The 24066-nt window shown below is 46.0% G+C and carries 25 protein-coding genes; 17 read left to right on the forward strand and 8 right to left on the reverse strand.

All coding sequences use genetic code 11. The features are described 5' to 3' along the window. Positions 1 to 18 precede the first annotated feature (18 nt). The gene (locus LQ247_RS01490; protein WP_035337966.1) at positions 19 to 1368 is read right to left on the reverse strand and encodes a M28 family peptidase; all 1350 of its coding nucleotides are present in this window, start codon (positions 1366 to 1368) and stop codon (positions 19 to 21) included. A 229-nt stretch (positions 1369 to 1597) separates the two neighbouring features. Between LQ247_RS01490 and LQ247_RS01495 the strand changes: the two genes are divergently transcribed. From LQ247_RS01495 to LQ247_RS01520, 6 genes are all read left to right on the forward strand, one after another. Further along, entirely contained in the window at positions 1598 to 2356 is a 759-nt protein-coding gene (locus LQ247_RS01495) for an IclR family transcriptional regulator (RefSeq protein ID WP_231005493.1), read from the forward strand. 18 nt (positions 2357 to 2374) lie between these two features. After that, on the forward strand, positions 2375 to 3328 hold the full coding sequence (locus LQ247_RS01500) for a sugar kinase (protein ID WP_101561332.1): 954 nt from the start codon (positions 2375 to 2377) through the stop codon (positions 3326 to 3328). A 27-nt stretch (positions 3329 to 3355) separates the two neighbouring features. Then, positions 3356 to 3982, forward strand: coding sequence for a bifunctional 4-hydroxy-2-oxoglutarate aldolase/2-dehydro-3-deoxy-phosphogluconate aldolase (locus LQ247_RS01505; protein WP_023856968.1), 627 nt, complete (start codon positions 3356 to 3358; stop codon positions 3980 to 3982). A 15-nt stretch (positions 3983 to 3997) separates the two neighbouring features. Further along, the gene (dgoD, locus tag LQ247_RS01510; RefSeq protein ID WP_023856969.1) at positions 3998 to 5146 is read left to right on the forward strand and encodes a galactonate dehydratase; all 1149 of its coding nucleotides are present in this window, start codon (positions 3998 to 4000) and stop codon (positions 5144 to 5146) included. 61 nt (positions 5147 to 5207) lie between these two features. Continuing rightward, complete coding sequence (locus LQ247_RS01515; protein ID WP_023856970.1) at positions 5208 to 6539, forward strand: MFS transporter; 1332 nt, start codon at positions 5208 to 5210, stop codon at positions 6537 to 6539. 94 nt (positions 6540 to 6633) lie between these two features. Further along, positions 6634 to 7374: a YwaF family protein gene (locus LQ247_RS01520; RefSeq protein WP_101561333.1), complete on the forward strand. Its 741-nt coding sequence runs from the start codon at positions 6634 to 6636 to the stop codon at positions 7372 to 7374. Between the two features lie 163 nt (positions 7375 to 7537). On the opposite strand, the gene LQ247_RS01525 is transcribed toward LQ247_RS01520, so the two are convergent. The 3 genes from LQ247_RS01525 to LQ247_RS01535 all read right to left on the reverse strand — a co-directional run bounded on the left by LQ247_RS01525 (position 7538) and on the right by LQ247_RS01535 (position 11624). Beyond that, positions 7538 to 9712, reverse strand: a complete 2175-nt coding sequence (locus LQ247_RS01525) for an MMPL family transporter (RefSeq protein ID WP_231005494.1) — start codon at positions 9710 to 9712, stop codon at positions 7538 to 7540. A 114-nt stretch (positions 9713 to 9826) separates the two neighbouring features. Next, on the reverse strand, positions 9827 to 10468 hold the full coding sequence (gene ydfI / locus LQ247_RS01530; protein WP_035337953.1) for a two-component system response regulator YdfI: 642 nt from the start codon (positions 10466 to 10468) through the stop codon (positions 9827 to 9829). Further along, the gene (locus LQ247_RS01535; RefSeq protein WP_195257931.1) at positions 10461 to 11624 is read right to left on the reverse strand and encodes a sensor histidine kinase; all 1164 of its coding nucleotides are present in this window, start codon (positions 11622 to 11624) and stop codon (positions 10461 to 10463) included. Before LQ247_RS01535 ends, ydfI begins: the two co-directional genes overlap by 8 nt. Before the next feature lie 310 nt (positions 11625 to 11934). On the opposite strand from LQ247_RS01535, the gene LQ247_RS01540 reads away from it, so the two are divergent. From LQ247_RS01540 to LQ247_RS01555, 4 genes are all read left to right on the forward strand, one after another. Continuing rightward, positions 11935 to 12105: a hypothetical protein gene (locus LQ247_RS01540; RefSeq protein WP_023856975.1), complete on the forward strand. Its 171-nt coding sequence runs from the start codon at positions 11935 to 11937 to the stop codon at positions 12103 to 12105. Beyond that, positions 12102 to 12278: a hypothetical protein gene (locus tag LQ247_RS01545; RefSeq protein WP_095291354.1), complete on the forward strand. Its 177-nt coding sequence runs from the start codon at positions 12102 to 12104 to the stop codon at positions 12276 to 12278. The genes LQ247_RS01540 and LQ247_RS01545 overlap by 4 nt, the downstream gene beginning before the upstream one ends. A 120-nt stretch (positions 12279 to 12398) precedes the next feature. Next, positions 12399 to 13262 (forward strand): glycosyltransferase family 8 protein, encoded by an 864-nt coding sequence (locus LQ247_RS01550; RefSeq protein ID WP_101561336.1) that lies wholly within the window; start codon positions 12399 to 12401, stop codon positions 13260 to 13262. A 149-nt stretch (positions 13263 to 13411) separates the two neighbouring features. Continuing rightward, on the forward strand, positions 13412 to 14350 hold the full coding sequence (locus LQ247_RS01555) for a phosphoglycerate dehydrogenase (protein WP_231005653.1): 939 nt from the start codon (positions 13412 to 13414) through the stop codon (positions 14348 to 14350). Positions 14351 to 14380: 30 nt separating this feature from the next. On the opposite strand, the gene LQ247_RS01560 is transcribed toward LQ247_RS01555, so the two are convergent. Further along, entirely contained in the window at positions 14381 to 14761 is a 381-nt protein-coding gene (locus LQ247_RS01560; RefSeq protein ID WP_144497892.1) for a VOC family protein, read from the reverse strand. 142 nt (positions 14762 to 14903) lie between these two features. Here LQ247_RS01560 and LQ247_RS01565 point away from each other — a divergent pair, with 142 nt between their 5' ends. Then, the gene (locus LQ247_RS01565; protein ID WP_231005495.1) at positions 14904 to 16094 is read left to right on the forward strand and encodes a class I SAM-dependent rRNA methyltransferase; all 1191 of its coding nucleotides are present in this window, start codon (positions 14904 to 14906) and stop codon (positions 16092 to 16094) included. 99 nt (positions 16095 to 16193) lie between these two features. Beyond that, positions 16194 to 17660, forward strand: coding sequence for a sodium/proline symporter PutP (gene putP, locus LQ247_RS01570; RefSeq protein ID WP_035337945.1), 1467 nt, complete (start codon positions 16194 to 16196; stop codon positions 17658 to 17660). 353 nt (positions 17661 to 18013) lie between these two features. Here the strand turns inward: putP and LQ247_RS01575 are convergent, their stop codons facing one another. Both LQ247_RS01575 and LQ247_RS01580 read right to left on the reverse strand, forming a co-directional pair. After that, on the reverse strand, positions 18014 to 18700 hold the full coding sequence (locus tag LQ247_RS01575) for a CidB/LrgB family autolysis modulator (protein ID WP_023856983.1): 687 nt from the start codon (positions 18698 to 18700) through the stop codon (positions 18014 to 18016). Beyond that, on the reverse strand, positions 18682 to 19068 hold the full coding sequence (locus tag LQ247_RS01580) for a CidA/LrgA family holin-like protein (protein ID WP_020453376.1): 387 nt from the start codon (positions 19066 to 19068) through the stop codon (positions 18682 to 18684). Before LQ247_RS01580 ends, LQ247_RS01575 begins: the two co-directional genes overlap by 19 nt. 483 nt (positions 19069 to 19551) lie before the next feature. On the opposite strand from LQ247_RS01580, the gene LQ247_RS01585 reads away from it, so the two are divergent. The 5 genes from LQ247_RS01585 (at position 19552) to thiE (ending at position 22776) form a co-directional block, all read left to right on the forward strand. Next, on the forward strand, positions 19552 to 19980 hold the full coding sequence (locus LQ247_RS01585; RefSeq protein ID WP_020453375.1) for a YwqH-like family protein: 429 nt from the start codon (positions 19552 to 19554) through the stop codon (positions 19978 to 19980). Beyond that, complete coding sequence (locus LQ247_RS01590) at positions 19977 to 20246, forward strand: YwqI/YxiC family protein (protein ID WP_020453374.1); 270 nt, start codon at positions 19977 to 19979, stop codon at positions 20244 to 20246. Before LQ247_RS01585 ends, LQ247_RS01590 begins: the two co-directional genes overlap by 4 nt. A gap of 130 nt (positions 20247 to 20376) precedes the next feature. Next, on the forward strand, positions 20377 to 21294 hold the full coding sequence (gene cidR / locus LQ247_RS01595) for a cidABC operon transcriptional activator CidR (protein WP_023856984.1): 918 nt from the start codon (positions 20377 to 20379) through the stop codon (positions 21292 to 21294). Further along, positions 21291 to 22100 (forward strand): hydroxyethylthiazole kinase, encoded by an 810-nt coding sequence (gene thiM / locus LQ247_RS01600; protein WP_231005496.1) that lies wholly within the window; start codon positions 21291 to 21293, stop codon positions 22098 to 22100. The genes cidR and thiM overlap by 4 nt, the downstream gene beginning before the upstream one ends. A 1-nt stretch (position 22101) precedes the next feature. Beyond that, positions 22102 to 22776, forward strand: coding sequence for a thiamine phosphate synthase (gene thiE / locus LQ247_RS01605; RefSeq protein WP_231005497.1), 675 nt, complete (start codon positions 22102 to 22104; stop codon positions 22774 to 22776). A 28-nt stretch (positions 22777 to 22804) separates the two neighbouring features. On the opposite strand, the gene LQ247_RS01610 is transcribed toward thiE, so the two are convergent. Then, on the reverse strand, positions 22805 to 23968 hold the full coding sequence (locus LQ247_RS01610) for an ROK family transcriptional regulator (RefSeq protein ID WP_231005498.1): 1164 nt from the start codon (positions 23966 to 23968) through the stop codon (positions 22805 to 22807). Between the last annotated feature and the right edge of the window lie 98 nt (positions 23969 to 24066).

Genomic DNA, 24066 nt, shown 5'->3' on the forward strand with positions numbered 1-24066 from the left:
ATCTGCTCCTTTTTAATATTATTGGGCGACTGAGCTGTAAGACGGTTTTCTGTTTTCTTTTTTGCTCAGGTTATACACGGCTGTTCCCGCGATTTGACCGGCTGTTTTCAGCCTGTCTTTGCTGATGTGTTCAATCGTGTCGTAAGGGGTGTGGTACCAAGGCTCCAAAGCACCTGTTCCCGGCTCTCTCCAAATGAAGTTGGCCGAGTCGATGCCGGCTTCATGGAATGGGACATGGTCGGATGATCCGCCTTGATGTAAAAATAATACGTCTTTCCCAAGGCTTAAAGAAGCGGCTTTACTTAGCTCCCAGACGAGGTTTGCCGAACCGTCGGGTGTATTGATGTACAGCTGTGAAGCATTTTCCCAGCTTGTCGCCACCATATCTAAGTTAAAGTTGGCAACGCTCTGTTTGACTTCCCGCTCTGACAAGGTGCTGACATAATGGCGCGATCCGAGGAGACCGATTTCTTCGGCACCGAATGTAATAAAGCGAATTTCTTTGTCGGCTGGAACCGTCTTCATGATCCGGGCCAGTTCAAGGACGACTGAAGTTCCGGAGGCATTGTCATTGGCTCCGGGAGCATAAGGGACGCTGTCATAATGCGAAGTCACATACACGATGTCCGGATTTTTGACACCTTTTGCTTTGCGGACGCCGATCACGTTTTGCGATGTTTGATTTTTATGAGCCTTCAGCTTCAAGATCGCTTCTTGTTCAGAAAGCAGCTTTTCTCCGTCTTCCTTTTTGACGCCGACTACCGGAACATCGACTTTATTACCGCTGAGATTCGGAGTCAGAGGGACGAGGCCGTCGACGTTATTATAAATGATCACTCCGCTTGCGCCTGCGTCAGCAGCGTTTTTTGCTTTTTCATAGAATGTCAGCTCGCCTCTTAAAATGACGGCGATTTTGCCTCTCGCTTCCTCTGTGAAGTCGCCGGGCAGGCCGAGGCCGGCATCATAGAGAGGAGCTGCCAGGCCTTCTGCTGCTGTCGGGGCGGAACCGGCGGCAGGCCGCGAAGGCACGTTATTTCCCTGAACGGTAAGCGTTCCTTCCAGCCGATCAGGTATGCTGAAGGTTTGTGTGGTCACTTTCAGATTTGATTTTTTCATCTGTGAGGCGATGAAAGCGGCGCTCTTTTTTTCTTCCGCCGTGCCTGTCACACGCGGTCCGATTGTTTCGCTTAAATGGTAAATCGTTTGATAGGCGCGATTTTCGTTGAATTTTTTGCTGAATTTTTCGACATCTTTTGCGATGGCTGTTTCCTGAGGCGCCGCTTGAACAGCATTTCCCGTTCCATCGGCGAACACGCCGCCTGCTATTACGGATAGCGCCAATCCGATCATCATCATTTTTCTCTTCATACATAAACCTCCTTGATGGTCTTGTTTTCCTGAGAAGAGATATTCGCAGCTGAGCGGGTGAATCCTGCATGCATCTGATAAATGATTCGATAGACCAGTAATTTGAAGTTTGATAAAAAAGTTTTTTTGTTTAATAGGATGGTTGACGTGAGCATTCTTTCTGTTTAGAATACGTCCGAATTATCAGGATCCTGATTTTGAATCACATATGTGAATGTTGGAGGGTGTCATGTCAGTAAAATCCGCGGTACGTGTTGTACGTATATTTGAATTGCTGTCAAATCATCCGGATGGATTATCCGTAAAGGAGATCAGCAAAGAATTGTCGCTGCCGCAGAGCAGTACATTCAATTTGGCTGCTACACTTTTGGATGAAGGATACCTTCAGCAGGATGCTATCAAGCGTTACAGGCTGGGGGCAAAACTGATCCAAGTTGGAACCGCTGCCATGGAGTCGATCGACATTTCGTCGCAAGGTGTTCCGTTTTTAAAACAGCTGATGGACGGCGTTCAGGAGACGGTGTTTATGGCCGTTCTATCCGATGATCAGCTCGTCTACATCGCAAAAATCGATAACAACAGGTCAATCAGAACAACCGCACAGCCCGGTTCGCGCAAGCCGCTATATTGCACCGGGCTTGGCAAGGTATTTTTGGCATTCATGCCGGAGGACAAAAGGGAAGGGCTGCTCGACCGCATGGAATTTATCCGGTTTACCGGGCATACCATCACCGCCAGAGATGAGCTGGAAAAGCAGCTGCAGACATTTTTGGAACAGGGATATGCCGTTGACAATGAAGAAAATGAAGAAGGTTTGTTTTGTCTGGCGGCTCCTGTCTATGGTCCGGATGGCGTAATGAATGCGGCGATCAGCACCGCCGGGCCAAAGGAGCGCATGCTCGCAAGAAAGGCGCTTATCGTTGAGCAGCTGCTTCACACAGCCGGAAAAATTACAGAAAGCATTGGCGGATTTAAAAAGCCGCTTTAGCAAAGGGGGAAAGTTCTGATGGATGTTATTAGCATAGGAGAGACAATGGCGCTGTTCACTCCGAATGAAGACGGCCCTCTCAGATACGCAAGAAACTATCAGGTGAGAATAGCGGGCGCAGAAACCAACACGCTGATCGGGCTTTCGAAGCTCGGGAAAAAAGCCGGCTGGATTACCCGGCTTGGAAAAGACGAGTTCGGGGCGATGATTCTTTCTGCTGTCAGAGGAGAAGGAGTCGATGTCAGCCAAGTGAAGCTCGATGACACGGCGCCGACCGGTTTGTTTTTTAAAGAAAGGAAAAGCGCGGCCAAAGTCAATGTCTTCTATTACAGGACGCTTTCAGCGGCGAGTTTTTTGAAAAAAAGCGATATTGATGAGCCATACATTGAGAAAGCGGGGTTTTTATACATTACGGGAATTACCCCGGCTTTAAGTGAAAGCGCTTCAGATGCAGTGTTTTATGCAGTGGAGCTCGCCAAAAAGCACAATAAATGCGTTGTATTTGATCCGAATTTTCGAAAAAAGCTCTGGGACGGAGCGCGGGCTCGGCAGACGATGTTTGATTTGATCAAACAGTCTGATATCGTGCTTCCCGGCTTGAGCGAAGGGCGTTTTTTGTTCGGCACCACTGATGAGAAAAAAATAGCGGAAGCCATCCGCGGACTCGGGGCTGAAACCGCCATCGTCAAGCTTGGTGCAAAAGGCGCCTACTATGCCAGCGGGAATGAAAACGGCTATGCGGGAGGCTATCAGATTCAGACTGCAGCGGACCCCGTGGGTGCCGGAGACGGCTTTGCAGCCGGTGTATTATCGGGTTTGATTGATCATATTCCGCTTTCTGAAGCTGTCAAACGCGGCTGTGCCGTCGGCGCCATGGTAGCTGCGGTAAACGGTGATATTGAAGGGCTGCCTGACAGCGATTCACTGTTTGCGTTTATGGAACAATCTGATGAAGAAGATGTCAGCCGATAAAAAAACCGTAAAGAAAGGGTGGCAGAAATGCATGTATTGTCACAAATCAAAGAACAAAAAGTGATTGCGATCATCCGCGGATACAATCCGGAGGAGGCAGTGAGCATTGCCGGCGCCTTAAAAGCGGGCGGCATCAGGCTTGTGGAAATTACGCTTAATTCCCCTCAAGCGATCAAAGCGATTGAAGCGGTTTCAGAAGATGTTGGAGACGAAATGCTTATCGGAGCGGGAACCGTTCTTGATCCCGAATCTGCGAGAGCGGCGCTTTTAGCCGGCGCGCGGTTTATCCTGTCGCCAACTGTTCATGAAGAGACGATCAAGCTGACAAAGCGATATGGAGCGATCAGCATTCCGGGCGCCTTTACCCCGACGGAAATATTGACGGCGTATGAAAGCGGTGGAGACATCATCAAAGTATTTCCCGGAACGATGGGGCCTGGCTATATCAAAGATATCCACGGACCGCTTCCGCATATTCCGCTGCTTCCGACGGGAGGGGTAGGGTTGGAAAACCTTCACGAGTTTTTACAGGCCGGTGCGGTCGGTGCTGGAATCGGCGGTTCACTTGTGAGGGCTCATCAAGATGTGAATGACGCGTTTTTAGAAGAGCTGTCCAAAAAAGCAAAGCAATTTGTTGAAGCAGCAAAACAGTAAAAGGGGAGATCAGAGATGAAAATAACGGGATTCGAGTGTTTCCAAATTCCACCGCGCTGGCTTTTCTTAAAAATCGAAACGGATGAAGGCATTACAGGGTGGGGAGAGCCGGTAATCGAGGGAAAGGCGGCGACAGTTAAGGCGGCTGTCGGCGAGTTAATGGAATATTTAATCGGCAAAGACCCGATGAACATTGAAGACCACTGGAATGTCATGTACAGAGGCGGGTTTTATCGGGGCGGACCCATTCTGATGAGCGCGATTGCAGGAATCGATCAAGCGCTTTGGGACATTAAGGGCAAGTTTTACAATGCGCCCGTGCATCAGCTGCTCGGAGGGAAGAGCAGGGAATCGATCAAGGTCTATTCCTGGATTGGCGGAGACAGGCCTCAAGACGTCGGCCTCGCTGCCAAGGAGGTGGTTGACCAAGGCTTTACAGCCGTCAAAATGAACGGCACGGAAGAGCTGCAATACATTGATTCACATGAAAAAATCGATCAGGTGATTGAAAGAATATCAGCCGTCAGAGAAGCTGTCGGCCCGTACATTGGAATCGGCATCGACTTTCACGGCAGGGTGCACAAGCCGATGGCGAAGATTTTGGCAAAAGAGCTTGAACCGTTTCGCCCGATGTTTATAGAAGAGCCTGTTCTGCCGGAAAACAACGAGGCGCTCCGCGATATCGCCAGCCTCGTCTCAATTCCGATTGCGACCGGAGAACGAATGTTTTCAAAGTGGCAGTTTAAAGATCTGCTGACTGACGGCTATGTCGATATTATTCAGCCTGACTTGTCACACGCCGGCGGAATTACCGAATGCAAAAAGATCCTGTCGATGGCGGAAGCATTTGATGTCGCCGCCGCTCCTCACTGTCCGCTGGGCCCGATCGCTCTGGCGGCCTGCCTTCAGGTTGATGCAACGTGCCACAATGCATTTATACAGGAACAAAGCTTAGGAATCCATTACAACAAAGGCACGGATTTGCTTGATTATATAGTGGATCAAAAGGTGTTTTTCTATGAAGACGGCTATGTCCGGATTCCGGATGGCCCGGGCCTTGGGGTGGACATCAATGAAGATCATGTCCGGAAAATGGCTGATATCGGGCATAACTGGCGCAATCCGGTATGGCGGCACAAGGACGGAAGCATAGCTGAATGGTAAAAATGATACCGTTTTCAAAAGATGTCCGTCATTACAAACAAATAAAAGGAGAGGGCCTGTCATGAAACAAGCTGCTGTAAAAGAGAAGCCGACAAAGGTTAGAGTGCGGGTACTGCTGTTTATTTTTGTATGTGTCGTGATCAATTATATGGATCGAAGCAATATCTCAGTCGCAGCTTCTGCAATAGGAGACGATTTAAACTTGTCTGCCGTTCAACTGGGTTTGATTTTTTCCGCTTTCGGCTGGGCATACTGCGCCCTGCAAATACCGGGAGGCGGGCTTGTCGATCGGTTTGGTCCGAGGCTTGTCTACGGTTTTACCTTGGTTACTTGGTCGCTCGCAACATTGCTTCAGGGGTTTGTCCGCGGCTTCGGTTCTCTATTCGGGTTGCGTCTTGCGACGGGGGCGTTTGAAGCGCCGGCTTTTCCGACCAATAATCGGGTGGTGACTTCATGGTTCCCTGAACAGGAAAGGGCTTCAGCCATTGCATTTTATACGTCGGGGCAATTTGCCGGCCTTGCGTTTTTGACGCCGGCGCTCAGCGCCATCCAGCATGTCGTCGGCTGGCGCGGCCTGTTCATCGTAACTGGGGTGATCGGCATCATCTGGGGCCTTATCTGGTATACTTTTTACCGAGATCCCGACCGTCATCCAAAGGTAAACAAGGCTGAACTTGATCATATAGAAAAAGGCGGGGGTATCGTCCGCCGCGGCCGGACTTCCGAAAAGGAAAAATCGGCATTTAATTGGAAGCATTTTAAACAAGTGACCGCTCATCGCAAGCTGTGGGGTATATATATTGGACAGTTCGCCGTTAATTCGACTTTATGGTTTTTTCTGACATGGTTTCCGACATACCTTGTAAAATATAGAGGCCTTGATTTTCTCCAATCCGGTTTTCTCGCCTCGCTTCCGTTTCTTGCGGCGTTCATCGGTGTTCTGTTGTCCGGCTTCCTGTCCGACTTTCTGATCAAAAGGGGCGTATCGGCCGGGGTTGCCCGCAAAACACCGATTATTACCGGATTGATCCTGTCTATTTCCATTATCGGTGCCAATTATGTCGATCAGACATCACTGATCATTTTATTTATGACGCTTGCCTTTTTTGGAAACGGTCTGGCCTCCATTACATGGGTGCTGGTATCGTCTTTAGCGCCTAAGCATTTGATCGGACTGACCGGCGGAGTATTTAATTTTGTCGGCAGCCTCGCTTCCGTTATCGTTCCGATTGTCATCGGCTTTCTCGCAAACGGGGGAAGCTTTGCGCCCGCCCTCGTCTTTATCGGCACCCTTGCCCTTTTGGGAGCCCTTTCCTACATCTTTCTTGTCGGAAAGGTTGAACGGATTCAGGTCAATGATAATGTAAAAGAAAACGATTCTATTTCTATGTGACACCCGGCTGCCGGACATTCGGCGGCCTTTTTGAATAATAGATCATGGTTTGTCACAAAATAACGTTAAAATATTTTGATGACAGGTGCTTAAGATGAAAACATATTTTCAAAAAGATTATCAGCTCGGCTCGTTTCAATTTTTTTCAACATCTCATATACTGACTTTGCTGGTGCTTGCAGCGCTCGGTGTTTGTTTGTTCGTCTTTCGCAAGACGCTGCAAAAACCGCGGTGGAACCGGATGCTTCGCTATGCCTTTGTAGCGGTTTTATTGATTTCTGAAATCAGCTACCACTCCTGGTTTATCTATGTAAATTCCTGGACGCCGCGCTATTGTTTGCCGCTTCACCTCAGCGATCTTTCGGTTTATCTCGTCATCATTCTGTTATTAACGAAAAACCTCAACTTGTTTAAATTTCTTTATTTTGCCGGTTTGGGAAGCGCTTTGCAGGCGATTCTGACGCCTGACTTGGGAAGGTACGGCTTTCCTCATTTCCGCTTTTTTGAATTTTTCATTTCCCACGGAATCGTCGTACTGGCCTGCCTTCTGATGATTGCAGCCGAGAAGTATAAGCCGACCGTGCGCTCTCTCTGGGTCACGTTTCTTCTCGTCAATATTTATGGGGCATTCATCTTTTTAATCAACCGTTTGCTGAAGTCGAACTATATGTACATGATGAAAAAGCCAGGCGGCGGAGCTTCGCTGTTAGACGTGCTCGGGCCGTGGCCATGGTATCTTTTATCAGCGGAAGCGGTCACGATCGTCTTCTTCTATCTTCTCTATCTGCCGTTTTGGATCGCCAGGAAGGTGAAAGAAAAAAAGGATCTTGCATGATTCCTGTATTTCTGAATAGGTTCGGCCGTATTCCATTGGCCAAGAGACTTTAAAAAATCAAAATGAGTGATTGCGCCATGAGTGTCTCCTTTTTAACTAATCATTCACACCGTGATCAGGAATATGAAGAAAAAAGCAGATCTCGTAAAAGATCTGCTTTCTATTACATACTGATTTGTTTCTTTTGTTCATAATCTATTTCTGGCTGTATTTCCTTCGTGAGTTGATGCCCTTCTATGTCCACATTCGGAATAATCTTGTCCAGCCATTTTGGCAAGTACCAGGCTGCATTCCCCATCAGTTTCATGACACTTGGAATCAGTGTCATTCGTACAATAAAGGCATCAAAGAGCACACCAAAGGAAAGAGCCAACCCGTTGGCTTTAATAGAAGCTTCTCCAGCAAAGATAAATCCTGCAAAAACGAAGATCATGATCAGGCCGGCTGCGGTGACAACAGGACCGCTGTGTTTTAATCCGGCTTGAATCGCTTGTACTGGATTCTTTGTTTTCACATATTCTTCACGCATTCTGCTGACAAGGAATACTTGATAATCCATGGCTAATCCAAACAGAATTCCAATAGATAAAATCGGCAAGAACGCGAGTATCGGCCCTTTTTCTGGTATTTTGAAAAAGTCGACGAGATTCCCGTCTTGTAAAACAAATACACAGATCCCAAGAGTGGCAGTCATTGTCAATACGAAACCAGCAACAGCAACAAGAGGCACAAGCAGCGAACGGAATACGATTGTCAGCAATACAAACGCAAAACCAACAATGAGCACAGCAAACACCGGTATCGCATCATTCAGGCGATCTGAAATGTCAATATTCACGGCAGTCGATCCAGTAACGAGCAAATCTACCCCGTTTTTATCTGATAAGCTGCGTACTTCCTTTACCAAATCCTTCGTTGCCACATCATTTGGACCTGTTTCAGGAACGACCGTAATGATAGCAAAGTTCCCTTCTTTATTAGGCATTGCAGGAGTGACACTCGCTACATGGTCTAGTTCCTTTATTTCTTTCACTGCATCTGTGAAGGCTTCCGCCTTATTTTCTGTCACACTTGTAGCATCCGCTACGATTGTTAATTGACCATTAAATCCTTCTCCAAAACCGTCGGCAAGCAAGTCATATGCCCGGCGTTCCGGATTATCCTTCGCTTTCATCCCTGCATCAGGCAAGCCCAGTTCCAAATGCATAGATGGAATACTAATGACGAGCAAAATGAGAATGCTGCATACACTTAGCATGATAGGGTTTTTTGTGACAAAGCGTCCCCAGACATTTGTTTCAGCGCTTTGTTTATCTTTTTTCTTGTTTGATTTCGGAACCATCCGTTTCCCCGCTATCGATAAGACGGCAGGAACAAGCGTGATTGAGGCGAGAACAGCTAACAATACACTAAGCCCTGCTGTCAGCCCCATTGCAGACATAAAAGGAATGTTAACAACCGTCAATCCGCAAAGTGCGACAATAACAGTAAGTCCGGCAAAAACGACTGCACTCCCAGCTGTTCCGGTAGCTCTGGCAATTGATTCATTCTTTTGTATGCCTTCGCCTAGAAACTGGCGGTGCTTCGTAAAAATAAATAAAGCATAATCAATCCCAACAGCCAGGCCAATCATTCCGGCTAATGAAAGACTGACGGAAGCAATATCGAAAACTTGTGTTCCAATCAAAACAAGTCCAATACTAACACCTAATCCAATCAGTGCAGTTAAAATCGGTAAGCCTGCTATTAATAAAGAGCCGAATGTAATGGCTAACACTACAAAGGCCAGGATAATGCCGACAATTTCAGAGATACCGCCTATCTCCATCTCGGCTCCCGGTACATCACCGCTCAGCTCAGCTTGCAGTCCCTCATAATCAGCCATTTTCAAACTGTCTTTTAAGTGTTTGATAGAGTAATCCTTTATATCATCTGCTGATGATTTATACTTGATATCAGCATAGGCAACTGTGCCGTCTTTCGCGATTGTTCCTGTCACAAAAGGACTTGCAATCGAGTCAACAGAACCATCTTTATCGATTTCCTTTAACGTATTTTCTATTGCTTTTTTGGCTGACTCTGCAGTAAGTTTCTCTCCATCTTCAGCACCGAAAATCACCCGTATGCTCCCTTTATCAGGGCCGTGAGGAAATTCTTTTTGAATGACATCCATCGCTTTTTCCGAAGGTGTGTCAGGTATGGACATATCCTCAGAAAAACTTGGTTTTAACGTAATGGCAAGCCCTATCGAAGCAACTAACACAACGATCCACGCGCATATAACTTTTATGCGATGGCGAGCAACCCATCCTCCTAATTTATATAACATTTTTGACATGATAATCTCCTTTCAACACATTGCTTGATCATATTCCTCCTCATTGTAGTGGACAATGAAATAAAAAAAACGTACATTCGGGTATGTACGTTTGGGCAAATTTCAAATTTGATGTTATTTGTCTAATGTCAGAATGCCTCTTTGCATGGCAATCGTTACGGCTTCAGTTCTTGAATTCGCGCCTAATTTATTGTAAATGGACGTTAACCTGGACTTTACTGTTCTCTCAGAGACGCCCAAATCAAAGGCGATCGCTTTGCTTTTAAGACCTTTAGCAATTGCTTTTAGAACAATGACTTCCTTTTCTGTCAGCTGCGTATCACTGCTCTGTTTTTTCATCCGCTCCAATTGGATTTCTTGCAGACGTTTTAAGATTTCAGGCTGCAACAGCACGTTTCCTCTTATTGCTGCATCCATTGTATGAAAAAGGGTTTCTGAACTCGTATCCTTCAATAGATATCCTTTCGCCCCTAATTCAATTCCTTCGATCATTAAGTGATCTTCATTATAAGTAGTCAAAATAATGATAGGGATGTCATGTTTTTCTTTTATTTGTTTAATGGCTTCTAACCCGCTCATCTCCGGCATATACAAATCCATGAGAATGATATCCGGTTTTAATTCATCTGCAAGACGGACTGCCGCTTTGCCATTTTCGGCCTCTCCTATGATGGTGTAATGATCATTCGTTTCAATTAAAAGCTTCAGACCTTCCCTCACGACAAGATGGTCATCAACGATTAAAACCTTATTCATCTTGCATCTCTCCCTGAATTGGTACTGTGATCTCAATTTGTGTTCCTTTTGATTTTGTACTCTTTATATTAAATTGGCCTTTCATGGCTCTGACGCGTTCTTCTATGCCGAGAAGCCCGTAATGTCCTCTCTTTTTCTTGCTCTTTTCAACATCAAATCCTTTGCCATTGTCCTTGACAGTTAAATGGAGCCTCCCCTTATCATCATCCCAAATGGATACCGATATCGTTTCTGCTTCAGCGTGCTTTGCTGCATTCGTTATGCATTCTCCAATGATGTAATAACAGTTTTCAGCTGTACGAACGTCTAATATCTGATGTAATCGGTAGTCTAAAAAACCACCCATGCCTGTCGACTCTTGAAAATGATCCATTAGTGAGGTAATTCTTTCTTTTAGAAAACCGATTTCCTCTGATTTGCTGCGCAGATCGTCAATCGCTGAACGCGCGTCGGCCAATGTACCTCTCACTCTTTTCATCGATTGTTGAATGATTTCTATTGCTCTCTCTGTGTTGCCTTTGGCGAGATGAACATGAATAGCATCGAGCTGCATATTTAAACTGACCAGCCCTTGAGCAAGCGTATCGTGTAAGTCCCGGGCCATACGCTGCCTTTCGTTTTGCAACGTCAGCTGTTCGACCTGCTGATGAGCCAGCTCCAGCCGTTCAAGAGTCAGCTGAGCTTTTATCTTTTCATCGACTTGGGCAAATAATGTAGCGGCATAAGTAATAATCACGATCATAATAGGTACGGCAATGACAAGAAAATGCAAATAATCACCTTTGTGAATCTGATGTGTTGCATTGATTGACAGCAGAAGCAGTAAATACAGTATGAGGAAAGTCCTTCTTCTGTCTGCTATTCCTGCAATCTGTCCAATCAAAAATGCATAAAGGCCGATGATGACCAGCACTAAGAAGCCAGTCATGATATTAGCCAGTGTAAAAGTGATCAAACCTTGCAGCACAAAATATAGAATGACCCTTTTCTTAACCCAGCGATATGAATGCCAATGCAGCAAAGCAAAAATGGCGGTCAATACTGTAAACACGTTAAGCAATAAAATGGACCAGCTCCCAATAATAAATTGCAGCACGATAGAGGCTACATAGATCATGAGAATAAAAGCCAGTCCCGGAACTCTGAGCGCAAGCATATTTAATGCTCGTCTATCATGTGAGTAATGCTTTTCTTTAAAAGGATTCAAACCTCATCCACTTCCTTTAACAGTTTAACCGAACAGAGATTCATGAAATTTATTGAACGTGAACATACATTTATCCAATCATTTTATAGGAAGAGAAAGAACACAACAATACCGAGGTGCAGTGAACCATTAGATGTTCCCAAACATATGATCATTGCCCAAACGTACATAAGCGTTCTGCCTTTATGTACGTTTTATCTTTTCAAATTTACATTTAAAATCATGAGGAACTCACTATTTATTAAAGGAATGATCAACATTGAAATCGATTGATCTCACAATTTTATCATTAAAAAGAAAAGGAATCAGAACTGAGAAAGTGTCAAAAAATCAGTGCCCTGATCGATTAAGCAATACGAACGAAAAAACAGACAAACATAGAAACAAAAATAGTCAATCCAAGAACATGTGTAAAGAAAAAGGGGAATGAATATGTATTGGTTTTTAGGTGCTTTATTATATTTTCTCATCGGTACTTGTATATTCATTGGAGTCATTAGAGACATTCACTCAGGCTCATGGATGCTCCTTACATTAGCAGCTCCAATCATCATTATTGGCTACCCTTACTTTTATTCAAAGAAGCTTTTTGCCAAAAGATAGTGAAATAGACGCCATACAATCAGAGGATCTTGCATGATCCTTTTTTTTTCAGCCTATCGACGGTGTTTATCTTTTAAAAAAAGGGAATAGAACAAAAAAAGAAAAGGAGATGGAAGACATATGAAAAGCGACCGAACCATGCATATTATTTCATGTACAGACAATAACTACGCACAGCATTTAAGCGTGATGTTCGCATCATTGCTGACGAATATGGATCAGACGCGCGATGTGAAACTGTATGTCATCGACGGAGGGATTGAACCGGAAAATAAAAAGCGTCTGGAAGAGACGACCCTTCAATTCGGAGCCCCTATTACATTTCTGAATGTAGAAAAAAGCCAGTATGACCGTGCGGTCGAAAGCAGCCATATTACAAAAGCGGCATACTATCGGATTTCCATCCCCGATCTGATTGATGACGAATCCGTCAAACGAATGATCTATGTCGATTGCGACGCCTTAGTGTTAGAGGATATATCGAAGTTGTGGGACAAGGACATTTCACCTTATTTCGCAGCGGCAGTAGAAGATGCAGGCCAGCATGAACGGCTGAAAAAGATGAACATCAGCGACGAAGCAAAATATTTTAACTCAGGTATTATGATCATCGATATGGAAGCCTGGAGAAAAAACAACATTTCGAAAAAAGTCATCGACTTCATCAATAACAACGATGAAGACATGTTTATGTTTCATGACCAAGACGCGTTGAATGCGATTCTTTATGATCAGTGGCTCGAACTTCATCCGAGGTGGAACGCCCAAACACACATTATTTTAAAAGAAAAAACGCCGGCTTCCCTCATCGATCAAAAGCGCTATATGGAAACAAGGGCAAACCCGGCAATCGTTCATTTCTGCGGCGGAAACAAGCCTTGGAATTCAAACACCTCACACCCGTACGCCCGTCAATATTTTAAGTATTTGCAGTCCACAGCCTTTAACCAGCCGGCCAAATTGTCTAAAAACCATGTCAGCTAACATGCCAATCTCATTTTAAATCGCAGGATGAATCGATATAATGACAACAAACCCTGACGTATCCCCATATTCGCTTGTTTCCTTTCGGAAACAAGCATTTTTCTTGGCTGCAAAAATTTTTGACGAATGGAGGAGCGCTTTTGGTTAAAGTGCTGTTGACACTTAACGGACTGTTTTACCGCGCAGCGCCGCTGTTGAAGGAAAGGGTCGAACGGCTCGGCGCCGAATTTGCATTTTTGGATTCCAATCGGTTGACGAGACAGGATTTACTGACTCATATCAAGGATGTTCATATTTATATCGCCGGCGTTGAAAAAGTGGACCGGGAGCTGATCGACGCCGCCCCGGAACTAAGATATATCATGAAATTCGGTGCGGGAATCGACAATATTGATGTAGAATATGCAAGCGAAAAAGGAATCCTCGTCACGAATGCACCCGGCCAAAACGCCTCGGCAGTCGCCGATTTGGCATTCGGCCTTCTGCTGTCTGGCGCCCGTTCGATCCCGCAGTCAAACGCCGCAGTCAAAGCCGGTTTGTGGCAATCCGAGATGGGCTATGAGCTCGATGGAAAAACGCTGGGGCTTATCGGTTTTGGGGAAATTGGCAAAAAGGTTGCAAGACGGGCTTCCGGGTTTCATATGAACGTTTTGGCGTACGGCACATACAAAGACTACAATGCAGCCAAACGGATGAATGTACGGTTTGCAGAGCTTGACGAAATCCTGGCAAAATCTGACTTTGTATGTATCAGCACGTCATTAAGACCTGCCACCTATCATTTGATCAATCAAGAAAAGCTGGCAAAAATGAAGAAAACCGCGTACCTGGTCAACATTGCCCGCGGAGAAGTGGTAGACGAAAGCGCGCTCATTCAAGCGCTTGAACAAAAACAGATCAGAGGTGCAGCATTGGACGTCTTTGAAACCGAACCGCCGGCCGCCCGGATCACTAGTCTCGGCAATGTCATGTGCACGGCGCATATCGGCGGCGCTACGTATGAGAGCATCAGGCGCATCAAAGAGGTGACATATCAAAACATCAAAAGGTTTATCGAAAAACAGCCGCCGGCTTTCCGCGTTTCATAAAGACCGGAAACGGCGAAAAGCCGCATCCGGTTATGTTCTTTGAAAAAACTCAATTATTTCTCCTTCGGGCCCAAAAAGAAAAAAATAGCGGAAGCCGTTTGGCAATACGGTGATCTCGTCTTCCATCAGCTTGATGCCGGCGCTTTTTACGCGGGCGAATTCAGCCTCGATATCATCGGTTGAGACGGCAAAATGATGTACTTTTCCTTCCTGAGGAAGACTGTCGTTATATCCCTCGATCAATTCAAGCTCTGTCTCGTCTCTGTTCTCAAAGCCTAAAAAAGCCAGCTTCATGATGCCGTTTGTATGGGTCATTCTGCCTTTCAGCGTCATTCCGATCACATTTTGGTAGAACGCGATCGAAGCATCAATGTTTTTCACCATCAGTCCTACGTGGTCAATTCGCGCCATTACGCCATTCCTCCTTTTGTTTCTCCATCATTTTAGAAAGGTCGGAATCATCTGTCAATTATCTCGATTACATGATGAATAAGAATATTGATCAGGCGTTATGGTAGGATAGAGAAGACTTTAAAATAAGGACTGAAATCAAATGCATACATTAAAAATAAAACATCCATTCGCTGCAAAAATGAAAAAGGGCTATCCCTTAATTGAAAAAGAAGCTGTTTCTTCGCAAGAAAACGGCATAAAAGAAGGTTCGCTGATCAGGGTTGCCGATGAAAACGGCACGTTTTTGGGAAAGGGCTACTATGGCGAGCAAAACAAAGGGATCGGCTGGATTCTGACCCGAAACGAAGAGGAATCAATTGATCAATCATTCTTTTTAAGCAGGCTGGCGAACGCCTTTCAGGCCAGAAAATCGCTTTTTCAAGACCCGGATACGACCGCTTTTCGTTTGTTTAACGGGGAAGGCGACGGAATCGGCGGCTTTACGATTGATTATTATGACGGCTACTATTTGTTCCAATGGTACAGCAAAGGGATTTATACGTTTAAGGAAGCGATTATGGAAGCCCTCGATGAATTGACAGACTATAAAGCCGTATATGAGAAAAAACGGTTTAATACGGCCGGGCAGTATGTAGAAGATGACGACTTTGTCAGAGGAGAGAGAGGGGAATTTCCGATCATTGTGAAAGAGAACGGCATACATTTTGCCGTTTACCTCAATGACGGTGCGATGACAGGCGTTTTTCTCGATCAGCGCCATGTCCGCAAGGCGGTTAGGGACCGGTATGCGGAAGGAAAAACCGTGCTCAACACCTTCTCATATACAGGTGCATTTTCTGTGGCGGCGGCGCTTGGAGGCGCTGAAAAAACGACGAGCGTTGATGTTGCAAACCGCAGTTTAAGCAGGACGATCGAACAATTCAGCGTGAACGGGCTGGATTATGAAGCTCATGATATTAAAGTCATGGACGTTTTTAAATATTTTCAATACGCGACCAAAAAAGAACTCGCCTTTGACCTCGTCATCCTTGATCCGCCTTCATTTGCGAGAACAAAAAAGCATACATTCAGCGCGGCAAAGGATTATAAAAATCTGTTGAAAGACGCGATTCGAATCACTAAAGATCAAGGTGTGATCGTCGCTTCGACGAACAGCAGCGCTTTTGGGATGAAAAAATTCAAAGGCTTTATCGAAGCGGCATGCAAAGAAACGGGGACGCGCTTTACAGTGCTTGAGGAGCATTCGCTGCCCGAAGATTTTAAAACGGTGAAAAGCTATCCTGAAGGCGATTATTTAAAAGTTGTCTTTTTGCGGATCCGCCGCCGTTAATGTTAAGGGCGGGGAAAAATTTTGCGATAAAAACAATACCTGTCGATCAATTATTCATGTATATTGATATTACGCGAAAAACTCAGGCAGGGGGAAGTTATGGATTACGGAATTTTAATATCGATAGGTATTTATATGGCAGGAATGCTTTTTATCGGATATTTTGCATATCGAAGAACTTCAAATTTGACCGACTACATGCTTGGCGGAAGAAATCTGGGCCCCGCCGTCACCGCGTTAAGCGCAGGTGCTTCCGATATGAGCGGCTGGCTATTAATGGGGCTGCCTGGTGCGATGTTTCTGAACGGATTGAGCAGCGGCTGGATCGTTGTCGGTCTGACAATCGGCGCGTATTTGAACTGGGTGTATGTTGCGCCGAGGCTGAGAACGTATACGGAAACGGCCGGCAACAGCATTACCATACCCGATTATTTCGAAAACCGTTTTAAAGACGGTTCAAGGCTGTTACGGGTGACGTCGGCTTTCGTTATTTTAGTATTTTTCACTTTTTATACATCATCCGGAATGGTGGCGGGCGGAGAGCTGTTCAGAACAGCATTCCACCTTGATTATCGGATCGGCATCTGGCTGACGGCCGGGGTTGTCATTCTTTATACGCTCTTCGGGGGCTTTCTGGCTGTCAGCTGGACCGATTTTGTTCAAGGGACGATCATGTTTATTGCGCTCATCTTAATGCCGATCGTCGTATTTGTCCAATTGGGGGGAATTGCGCCGGCGTTTTCGGAAGTGAACGCGGTCAACCCGGACCTCCTCCGTCCGTTTCAAGGAACAACCGCAATCGGTATTGTTTCTTTACTGGCGTGGGGGCTCGGCTACTTTGGACAGCCTCATATTATTGTCAGGTTTATGGCGATTTCAAGCGTGAAAGAGTTGAAGAGTGCCAGAAGAATCGGCATGGGCTGGATGATCTTTTCGATTTGCGGAGCGATGCTGACAGGACTCGTCGGCATCGCCTATTTCAGCGCAAATCATCTTTCGTTAAAGAATGCCGAGACGATATTCATTAAGTTGGCAGACCTTTTGTTCCCATCGATGATTACGGGGTTTTTGCTGGCTTCCATTTTAGCAGCTGTCATGAGCACGATTTCTTCACAGCTTCTTGTAACCTCAAGCGCGCTGACAGAGGATTTTTATAAAGCGTTTGTCCGGAAAGGAGCTTCTGACAAAGAACTTGTTCTTGTCGGAAGGCTGTCTGTCCTCGCGATTTCACTGATCGCCCTCATGATGGCGCTTCATCCGAATGAAACGATACTGAATCTTGTCGGCTATGCGTGGGCAGGTTTCGGAGCGGCCTTTGGTCCTGTCGTTCTGCTGAGTCTGTATTGGAAACGAATGACGAAGTGGGGTGCGCTTTCAGGGATGCTGTCCGGGGCGCTGACTGTTATTGTGTGGGAGCAAGTAAAAGCTTTTGACCCGGTTTATGAAATCATTCCCGGATTTATTGTTTGTACAGTCGTGATCATCGTCGTCAGCCTGATGACAAAGAAGCCGTCCGTAGAGATTGAAAAGGAATTTGAGACGGCGGTTGAACAGCTGAAAGGTTGAGAATAGGGTGATGGTCTTTGTCAAAGTATTATGGACAATCACTTTTCTCACAGGGGCTTTCACGGGATTTCTGTGGACATTTTCCAAAGAAAAAAGCGATGAATTTTTTCGGAAATGGCGGCGGATGGATCGGGAATCTTCACACTTTTCGGTTTGATTGGTTTGCTGTTCGCCAAGCTGTTAAAAGCAATTTCTCCAAAACTGCCGCATGACTGGGCTCTCAGGTGTATTTCTTTTATTCTGGCCCTTATATTATTGATAATGTCCATATTCATATGGCTGCTCGATGTCTAAATGAAAAAAACCAAATTGGCGGAAAAAAACTTCCCCAATTTGGTTTTTTTATTTTTCGGCTATGACACTGCAATAAGGGAAATGAGAAACGGCGCTGCGCAAAGCGTGATGATCGCAGCCAGGATCATCGATACGCTTGAAATCGTTCCGGACACGGAGCTGAGCTCAAATGCTTTTGACGTACCTGCGCCGTGGGCGCTTGTGCCAAGCAGCACGCCCCTTGCAATTTCATTATCAATCCGGAAGTAGCGAATGACCATCGGTCCGATCACTGACCCGGACAGGGCGGTCAATATAACAAAAACAGCGGTCACCGCGGGCATTCCGCCGATCATTTCAGAAACGCTCATTGCAATTGGCGTTGTGACCGATCTGGGAACGAGGCTCTCAATCAGGTCTTCATTCAGCTTGAAAAGTTTTGCGATAAACGCTGTTGACAGGATCGCGATACAGCAGCCTACAGTCACGTTGATAATGATCTCAACCGCGTATTTTTTCAAGACTGGAAAGTATTTGTACAGCGGAATTGCAAAAGCCACGGTTGCCGGCTGGAGCATGTCTGTCAACAAGCGACCGCCCGCATTGTACGCTTCAAAGGGCACATTGATGAAAAGCAGCAGGCCGACAAGTATCACCGGCGTGACCAATAAAGGTGACGCATACACCTTTGGATGGCGTGAATAAACCGCTTTTGCGCCCAGATAAATTAACACTGTTGCGATCAGACTTAAGCATCCGATGAGCATGTTTTTTTCCTTTCCTTTCTTTTGGCAATCAATTGAGTCAGCATTCCGGTCGACACCATGACGACGAATGTACTGATGAGGACAACGAGTATAATGCTAGTGCCGAATTCAGCCAGAATATCTCCGTAGTTCATAATCCCGACGGCTGAAGGGACAAAGAACAAAAGCAGCTCCGCGAGAAGCCACAAGGCGCCGATTTCAATCCATTCCAGCTTAATGATTTTGAAATGAAGAAGCGCAAAAATGACGATAATCCCGAGAATGCTGCCGGGAATGTTTATATGAAGAACCTCGGCAATCAGATTCATGAAACGCGCGAATAAAAATAAAAGAGCGACCTGACCTAATCCTTTAATGAATGTTTTCATGTCATTATCCCCCTTTCTACACATGAGTGTACATGAGTTTTAAGTATAGGTAAAATACATATACAGAATAGATATTATTCATTTTGTCTATAGTTAAAAGCGCAAATCAGGTCAAAAGAAACAGTTTCCTGACTAAAATTAGAAATTGTCGTCCGGAATCATTTGGCGATTTTTTGTGACCATTAAACTGCCGTATTCCCGTGCCTTTAGACTTGTCCGCGATGAAAGCGGTGTACAGATGATTCAAAAAGACGGGTTATATGTCCTTGAAATGCGCTGTGAGGAAGATGATGAACTGTGTATATATCCCTAAAAACAGTATTTACAGCCTATTCAACATCCGTGATTTTCGACTTAAACTATAAATATTGGAAATGAGAGCAAGTCCAGTCAAAGATGTGAATCTATGAAAAACCAACCGAATCATAATTTGACAAGGAAACAATCCATGCGAATCATACTGCAATTTCAGAGGTGACAATAATGGACTACTCAGACACGCTGCAAAAAATACACGGTGTCCTCTCTCATAAGGCGGCAGAGCTGGAAGAACAAATTGCAAGGCTGGAGCGGGCAAAGCGCGATGTAGAGCGGGAACAAAACCTCGGAATCGAAGAAATCAGGCAGATTTTGCGTCCGAACCTTGATGAGTCGTGGACCGGAAGCAGGGCAGCCGATTTTGACGAAGCACGTGATGAAGCGCACACGGCAATGTACAGAATTTTCACCGATGAATATGATCGGTATATTCATAAAATTGATTTAAAGATATTTGCTTTAGATTCTGAAAAAGGGGCTGTTCAAGCTGCAAGCTGGTCGGCCGACCGGGCGGACTTTCTGATGGAAAAAGGAGAGGAGGCCGTCGACGCTCTGCACAGCACAATCAACGGTTTAAAAGGGTGGTTGAAATGAGCAAAACGATTAAACTTAACCATGCAGCGGTTATGAAGCAGCTGGAGCAAGTAAGCAGCACGCTTCAAGCCGTGTCTTTAAAAAGCCCGTCAGCCGGAGCGCTCGGGCGGAACAACCTTGATTTTACGAAAAAGTGGCTTGAACGCGAAGCCGAAATTTGCAATATGGTCGAACAGTATAAAGAGGCTGTTCGTAAAAACATTGAGGACACCCGCTCTAATGTGGACACGCTGAAGGAACAGGATGAAGCGATTGCCCGAAGATAGGCGCTGCCGGCTGTATGCCGGCGGCGTTTTTTTATGTTGATGTAGAAGGGTGCTCCGCGGGGGTGCAGAAAACAATGAAATTGGTTTAGAATATGAATACAAGCAGGAACTCTGAAAGGGTGTCAAACAAATGGACATACGCCACTTAACCTATTTCTTGGAGGTAGCCCGTCTGAAAAGCTTCACAAAAGCCGCTCAGTCATTATACATATCTCAGCCGACAATTTCCAAAATGATTAAAAATCTTGAAGAAGAGCTCGGGATCGAGCTGTTTTACCGGCGGGGGCGTCAGATCGAGCTGACTGATGCGGGGCAAAGCATGTATGTGCAGGCCCAGGAAATCACCAAGTCGTTTCAAAATTTAACTTCAGAGCTGAATGACTTGATGGACGTCAAAAAAGGGCACGTGCGGATCGGTTTGCCGCCGATGATCGGCTCCGGCTTTTTTCCGAAAGTGATAGGGGATTTCAGAGACAAATATCCGAACGTCACCTTTCAGCTTGTTGAGCACGGCTCTGTGAAAGTGCAGGAAGGAGTGGAAGACGGATCGCTTGATATCGGCGTTGTCGTCCTGCCTGCAAAAGAGGAGATTTTTCACTCCTTTACAATCGTAAAAGAAGACTTGATGCTGATCGTCCATCCGTCTCATCGTTTTGCTGATGCGGACGAGATCGAGCTTCGGCAGTTAAGCGAAGAACCGTTTATCTTTTTCAGGGAAGACTTTGTTCTTCACGAACGGATCATTACGGCTTGCTTGAAGGCTGGATTTCAGCCGAATGTCATTTATGAAACCTCGCAATGGGATTTCATCAGCGAAATGGTTTCCGCTAACCTTGGAATCGGGCTTTTGCCCGAAAGAATCTGCCGCGATCTTGACCCGGAAAGAGTGAGAATCATTCCGCTGGTGAGGCCGGCCATTCCTTGGCATGTCGCCGTCATTTGGAGAAAAGACCGCTATCTGTCGTTCGCGGCGAGGGCGTGGATTGATCATACAAAATCGTATATATGGAGCGAAAATTCAAAAACAGAAGGGAATGCAGCCGAATGAATCTGGAAGATGCCGCAAGAGGAATTGAGAAAGTCAGAAAGCAAAAACCGCTCGTACACAATATGACAAACAATGTCGTCACCAATTTTACGGCAAACGGTTTACTGGCTCTCGGCGCATCGCCGGTGATGGCGTATGCGAGGGAAGAAGCCGCCGACATGGCAAAGATCGCCGGAGCCCTTGTGCTGAACATCGGCACGCTTAGCCGGGAATCTGTTGAATCGATGATCATTGCAGGAAAGTCCGCCAATGAACACGGTGTGCCGGTTATTTTTGACCCAGTCGGTGCTGGGGCGACGCCGTTTCGAACAGAATCGGCTCAAGCGATTATGCGCGAAGTGAAGGTTTCCGCCGTCAGAGGCAATGCCGCGGAAATTGCCAACACGCTTGGAGAGGACTGGCTGATCAAAGGCGTGGATGCAGTCGAAGGGAGCGGTGACAGAACAGAGCTCGCCAAAAAAGCCGCGAAATTATGGGATACAGGCGTCATCATAACCGGAGCTGAAGATGTCTTAACGGATGGAACAAAAACGTATACCGTAGGCAACGGACATCAACTGTTAACGAAAGTGACGGGGACAGGCTGTCTGTTTACCTCTGTCATCGGTGCGTTTTGCGCCGTTGAAAAAGACGTTTGCCATGCCGCTGTATCTGCAGCCGCTTTTTATGGAACGGCGGCCGAGTTGGCCGCGGAGAAAACGGAAAACCTGGGGCCCGGAAGCTTTCAAATCGAGTTTTTGAATCAGCTTGCCGCTGTTGAAGCGATGGATATAAAAGAACGCGGCAGGATCAGAGAGGTGGAATAAGATGACGCGAGTCTCAAAAGAAACGATAAAAGATCTGTTGTCAGTCTATTTTATTATGGGTTCAAACAATACTGCAGGCGATCCTTTAACTGTCATTGAACAAGCCTTAAAAGGCGGTGCGACACTTTTTCAATTCCGCGAAAAAGGCGAGGGCGCGTTAAAAGCAGGAGATCAAAAGGCGTTTGCTCGACAGGTGCAGGCTTTTTGCAAACAGTTCAATGTTCCGTTTATCATCAACGATGATGTAGAACTCGCGCTTGCGCTTGACGCCGATGGGGTGCATATCGGGCAGGATGATGATAAGGCCGCCGACGTCAGAGCGAGAATCGGGGACAAAATCCTCGGCGTTTCCGCGCATACACTTGAAGAAGTCGTAAAGGCGGAAAAGGATGGAGCGGATTATATCGGTGCAGGGCCGGTTTACCCGACTGAAACAAAGCGGGATACAAAAGCTGTGCAGGGTGTCTCGCTCATTCAAGAGCTCCGCAGGCAGGGGATTGGCATACCTGTGGTCGGAATCGGCGGGATCACGGCCGAAAACTGCGCCCCCGTCATCGAGGCCGGCGCTGACGGCATCAGTGTCATCAGCGCCATCAGCAAAGCTGCCGATCCAAAGGCGGCCGCCGAGGCGTTCAGCAAGAAAGTGCAAGCTGCTAAACAAAGCGCGCATTCCTAAATGGAATATGCGCTTTTTGATATAAAAATTAAAATCTCTCGTTCATAAACCGTTCCAGAAAATGCCCGATCACCAGGGAGGACATGCCGAGCGATGAGGCAGTGCGGCCAAGCGAGGAGATTTTCAAATGATAATTAGACAAGGCTTCTGCAGCACTTCTTGAGGCAATCGTTTTTTTAATCGCATCGACGATGATCGGATAGGATTCTACAATGGTATTCCGCAAGATAATCGTATCGGGATTCAACGTCTTCAAGATGTTGAGAAGTCCGATGCCGATATGAAAACCGAATCTTTCAAACGTCTCCATCATCCCCGGATCACTGCGGTCTGCAAGTTCTTTAACGGTTTCGTAAAGCGAGGCTTCGGAATTCGCTCCATAGTGAGAGAAGACGGCTTTTTCCGAAGCGTAAAGCTCCCAGCAGCCTCTATTCCCGCACCGGCACAATGGGCCGTCAAAGTGAATGGACATGTGCCCGGCTTCTCCGGAAAAACCTTGCACACCTCTAAACAGTTTTCCATTCATTAAAATCCCTAAACCAATCCCGGTATTAATGCTGACAAACACGGCATGCTCCAGCTGTCCGGCTTCTCCGTATTTCTTCTCGCCAACGGCGCCGGCGTTTGCTTCGTTTTCAATTAAAATGGGAACGCCGAACCTTTCTTCCAGTTTTTCCTTTAACGGAATCAAATGGATTGGCTTATTTGGCGTAAACACCACCTGCCGTTCGTTGTCTACCAAGCCGGGTACGCAAACGCCGATTCCGGTCAATCCGTATGGGGAAGGCGGTATTTTGTCAACGGCTAGCCCTGTCAATTCGATTAATGCCTCTTCTGTCGCCTGAATGTCTTCTTCATCCAGCGTCCGTTCGAATTGTTCAATCAAATGCCCTTCAAGATCGGTTAACACAACAATCATATAATTGGTTCCGATATCTACACCGACCGCATAGCCGGCTTTTCGATTGAATTTCAGCATCACGGGCCTCCTGCCGCCGCTTGACTGGCCGGGGCCGGTTTCATAAATGATGTCCTTTTGAAGCAAGGAAGATACTTGGGAGGAAACGGTCGCTTTATTTAATCCCGTTATTTCCGAAAGTTTTGCTCTTGAAATGGGTGCGTTCTCAATAATCTGCTCAAGAATCAGAGCTTTGTTCATTTTTTTTACAAGGGCTTGATCCGCTGTATTCAATGTCAATCACTCCATTGTTTTGAAGCTGTGAATTTATTATAGTATAACAAATTTAGAAAACTCAATTTTTTCCTTCATTTCCATTGAAAGCGGTTGAT

This window comes from Bacillus sp. BS3(2021), from assembly GCF_021043345.1.
Taxonomy (GTDB): Bacteria; Bacillota; Bacilli; order Bacillales; family Bacillaceae; genus Bacillus; species Bacillus paralicheniformis.

Excerpts from the sequence above, each read along its gene's own strand:
- LQ247_RS01490 (WP_035337966.1), bottom strand. The coding sequence starts at position 1,368 with ATGAAGAGAAAAATGATGATGATCGGATTGGCGCTATCCGTAATAGCA.
- LQ247_RS01495 (WP_231005493.1), top strand. The coding sequence starts at position 1,598 with ATGTCAGTAAAATCCGCGGTACGTGTTGTACGTATATTTGAATTGCTG.
- LQ247_RS01500 (WP_101561332.1), top strand. The coding sequence starts at position 2,375 with ATGGATGTTATTAGCATAGGAGAGACAATGGCGCTGTTCACTCCGAAT.
- LQ247_RS01505 (WP_023856968.1), top strand. The coding sequence starts at position 3,356 with ATGCATGTATTGTCACAAATCAAAGAACAAAAAGTGATTGCGATCATC.
- dgoD (WP_023856969.1), top strand. The coding sequence starts at position 3,998 with ATGAAAATAACGGGATTCGAGTGTTTCCAAATTCCACCGCGCTGGCTT.
- LQ247_RS01515 (WP_023856970.1), top strand. The coding sequence starts at position 5,208 with ATGAAACAAGCTGCTGTAAAAGAGAAGCCGACAAAGGTTAGAGTGCGG.
- LQ247_RS01520 (WP_101561333.1), top strand. The coding sequence starts at position 6,634 with ATGAAAACATATTTTCAAAAAGATTATCAGCTCGGCTCGTTTCAATTT.
- LQ247_RS01525 (WP_231005494.1), bottom strand. The coding sequence starts at position 9,712 with ATGTCAAAAATGTTATATAAATTAGGAGGATGGGTTGCTCGCCATCGC.
- ydfI (WP_035337953.1), bottom strand. The coding sequence starts at position 10,468 with ATGAATAAGGTTTTAATCGTTGATGACCATCTTGTCGTGAGGGAAGGT.
- LQ247_RS01535 (WP_195257931.1), bottom strand. The coding sequence starts at position 11,624 with ATGCTTGCGCTCAGAGTTCCGGGACTGGCTTTTATTCTCATGATCTAT.
- LQ247_RS01545 (WP_095291354.1), top strand. The coding sequence starts at position 12,102 with ATGAATATGTATTGGTTTTTAGGTGCTTTATTATATTTTCTCATCGGT.
- LQ247_RS01550 (WP_101561336.1), top strand. The coding sequence starts at position 12,399 with ATGAAAAGCGACCGAACCATGCATATTATTTCATGTACAGACAATAAC.
- LQ247_RS01560 (WP_144497892.1), bottom strand. The coding sequence starts at position 14,761 with ATGGCGCGAATTGACCACGTAGGACTGATGGTGAAAAACATTGATGCT.
- LQ247_RS01565 (WP_231005495.1), top strand. The coding sequence starts at position 14,904 with ATGCATACATTAAAAATAAAACATCCATTCGCTGCAAAAATGAAAAAG.
- putP (WP_035337945.1), top strand. The coding sequence starts at position 16,194 with ATGGATTACGGAATTTTAATATCGATAGGTATTTATATGGCAGGAATG.
- LQ247_RS01575 (WP_023856983.1), bottom strand. The coding sequence starts at position 18,700 with ATGCTCATCGGATGCTTAAGTCTGATCGCAACAGTGTTAATTTATCTG.
- LQ247_RS01580 (WP_020453376.1), bottom strand. The coding sequence starts at position 19,068 with ATGAAAACATTCATTAAAGGATTAGGTCAGGTCGCTCTTTTATTTTTA.
- LQ247_RS01585 (WP_020453375.1), top strand. The coding sequence starts at position 19,552 with ATGGACTACTCAGACACGCTGCAAAAAATACACGGTGTCCTCTCTCAT.
- LQ247_RS01590 (WP_020453374.1), top strand. The coding sequence starts at position 19,977 with ATGAGCAAAACGATTAAACTTAACCATGCAGCGGTTATGAAGCAGCTG.
- cidR (WP_023856984.1), top strand. The coding sequence starts at position 20,377 with ATGGACATACGCCACTTAACCTATTTCTTGGAGGTAGCCCGTCTGAAA.
- thiM (WP_231005496.1), top strand. The coding sequence starts at position 21,291 with ATGAATCTGGAAGATGCCGCAAGAGGAATTGAGAAAGTCAGAAAGCAA.
- thiE (WP_231005497.1), top strand. The coding sequence starts at position 22,102 with ATGACGCGAGTCTCAAAAGAAACGATAAAAGATCTGTTGTCAGTCTAT.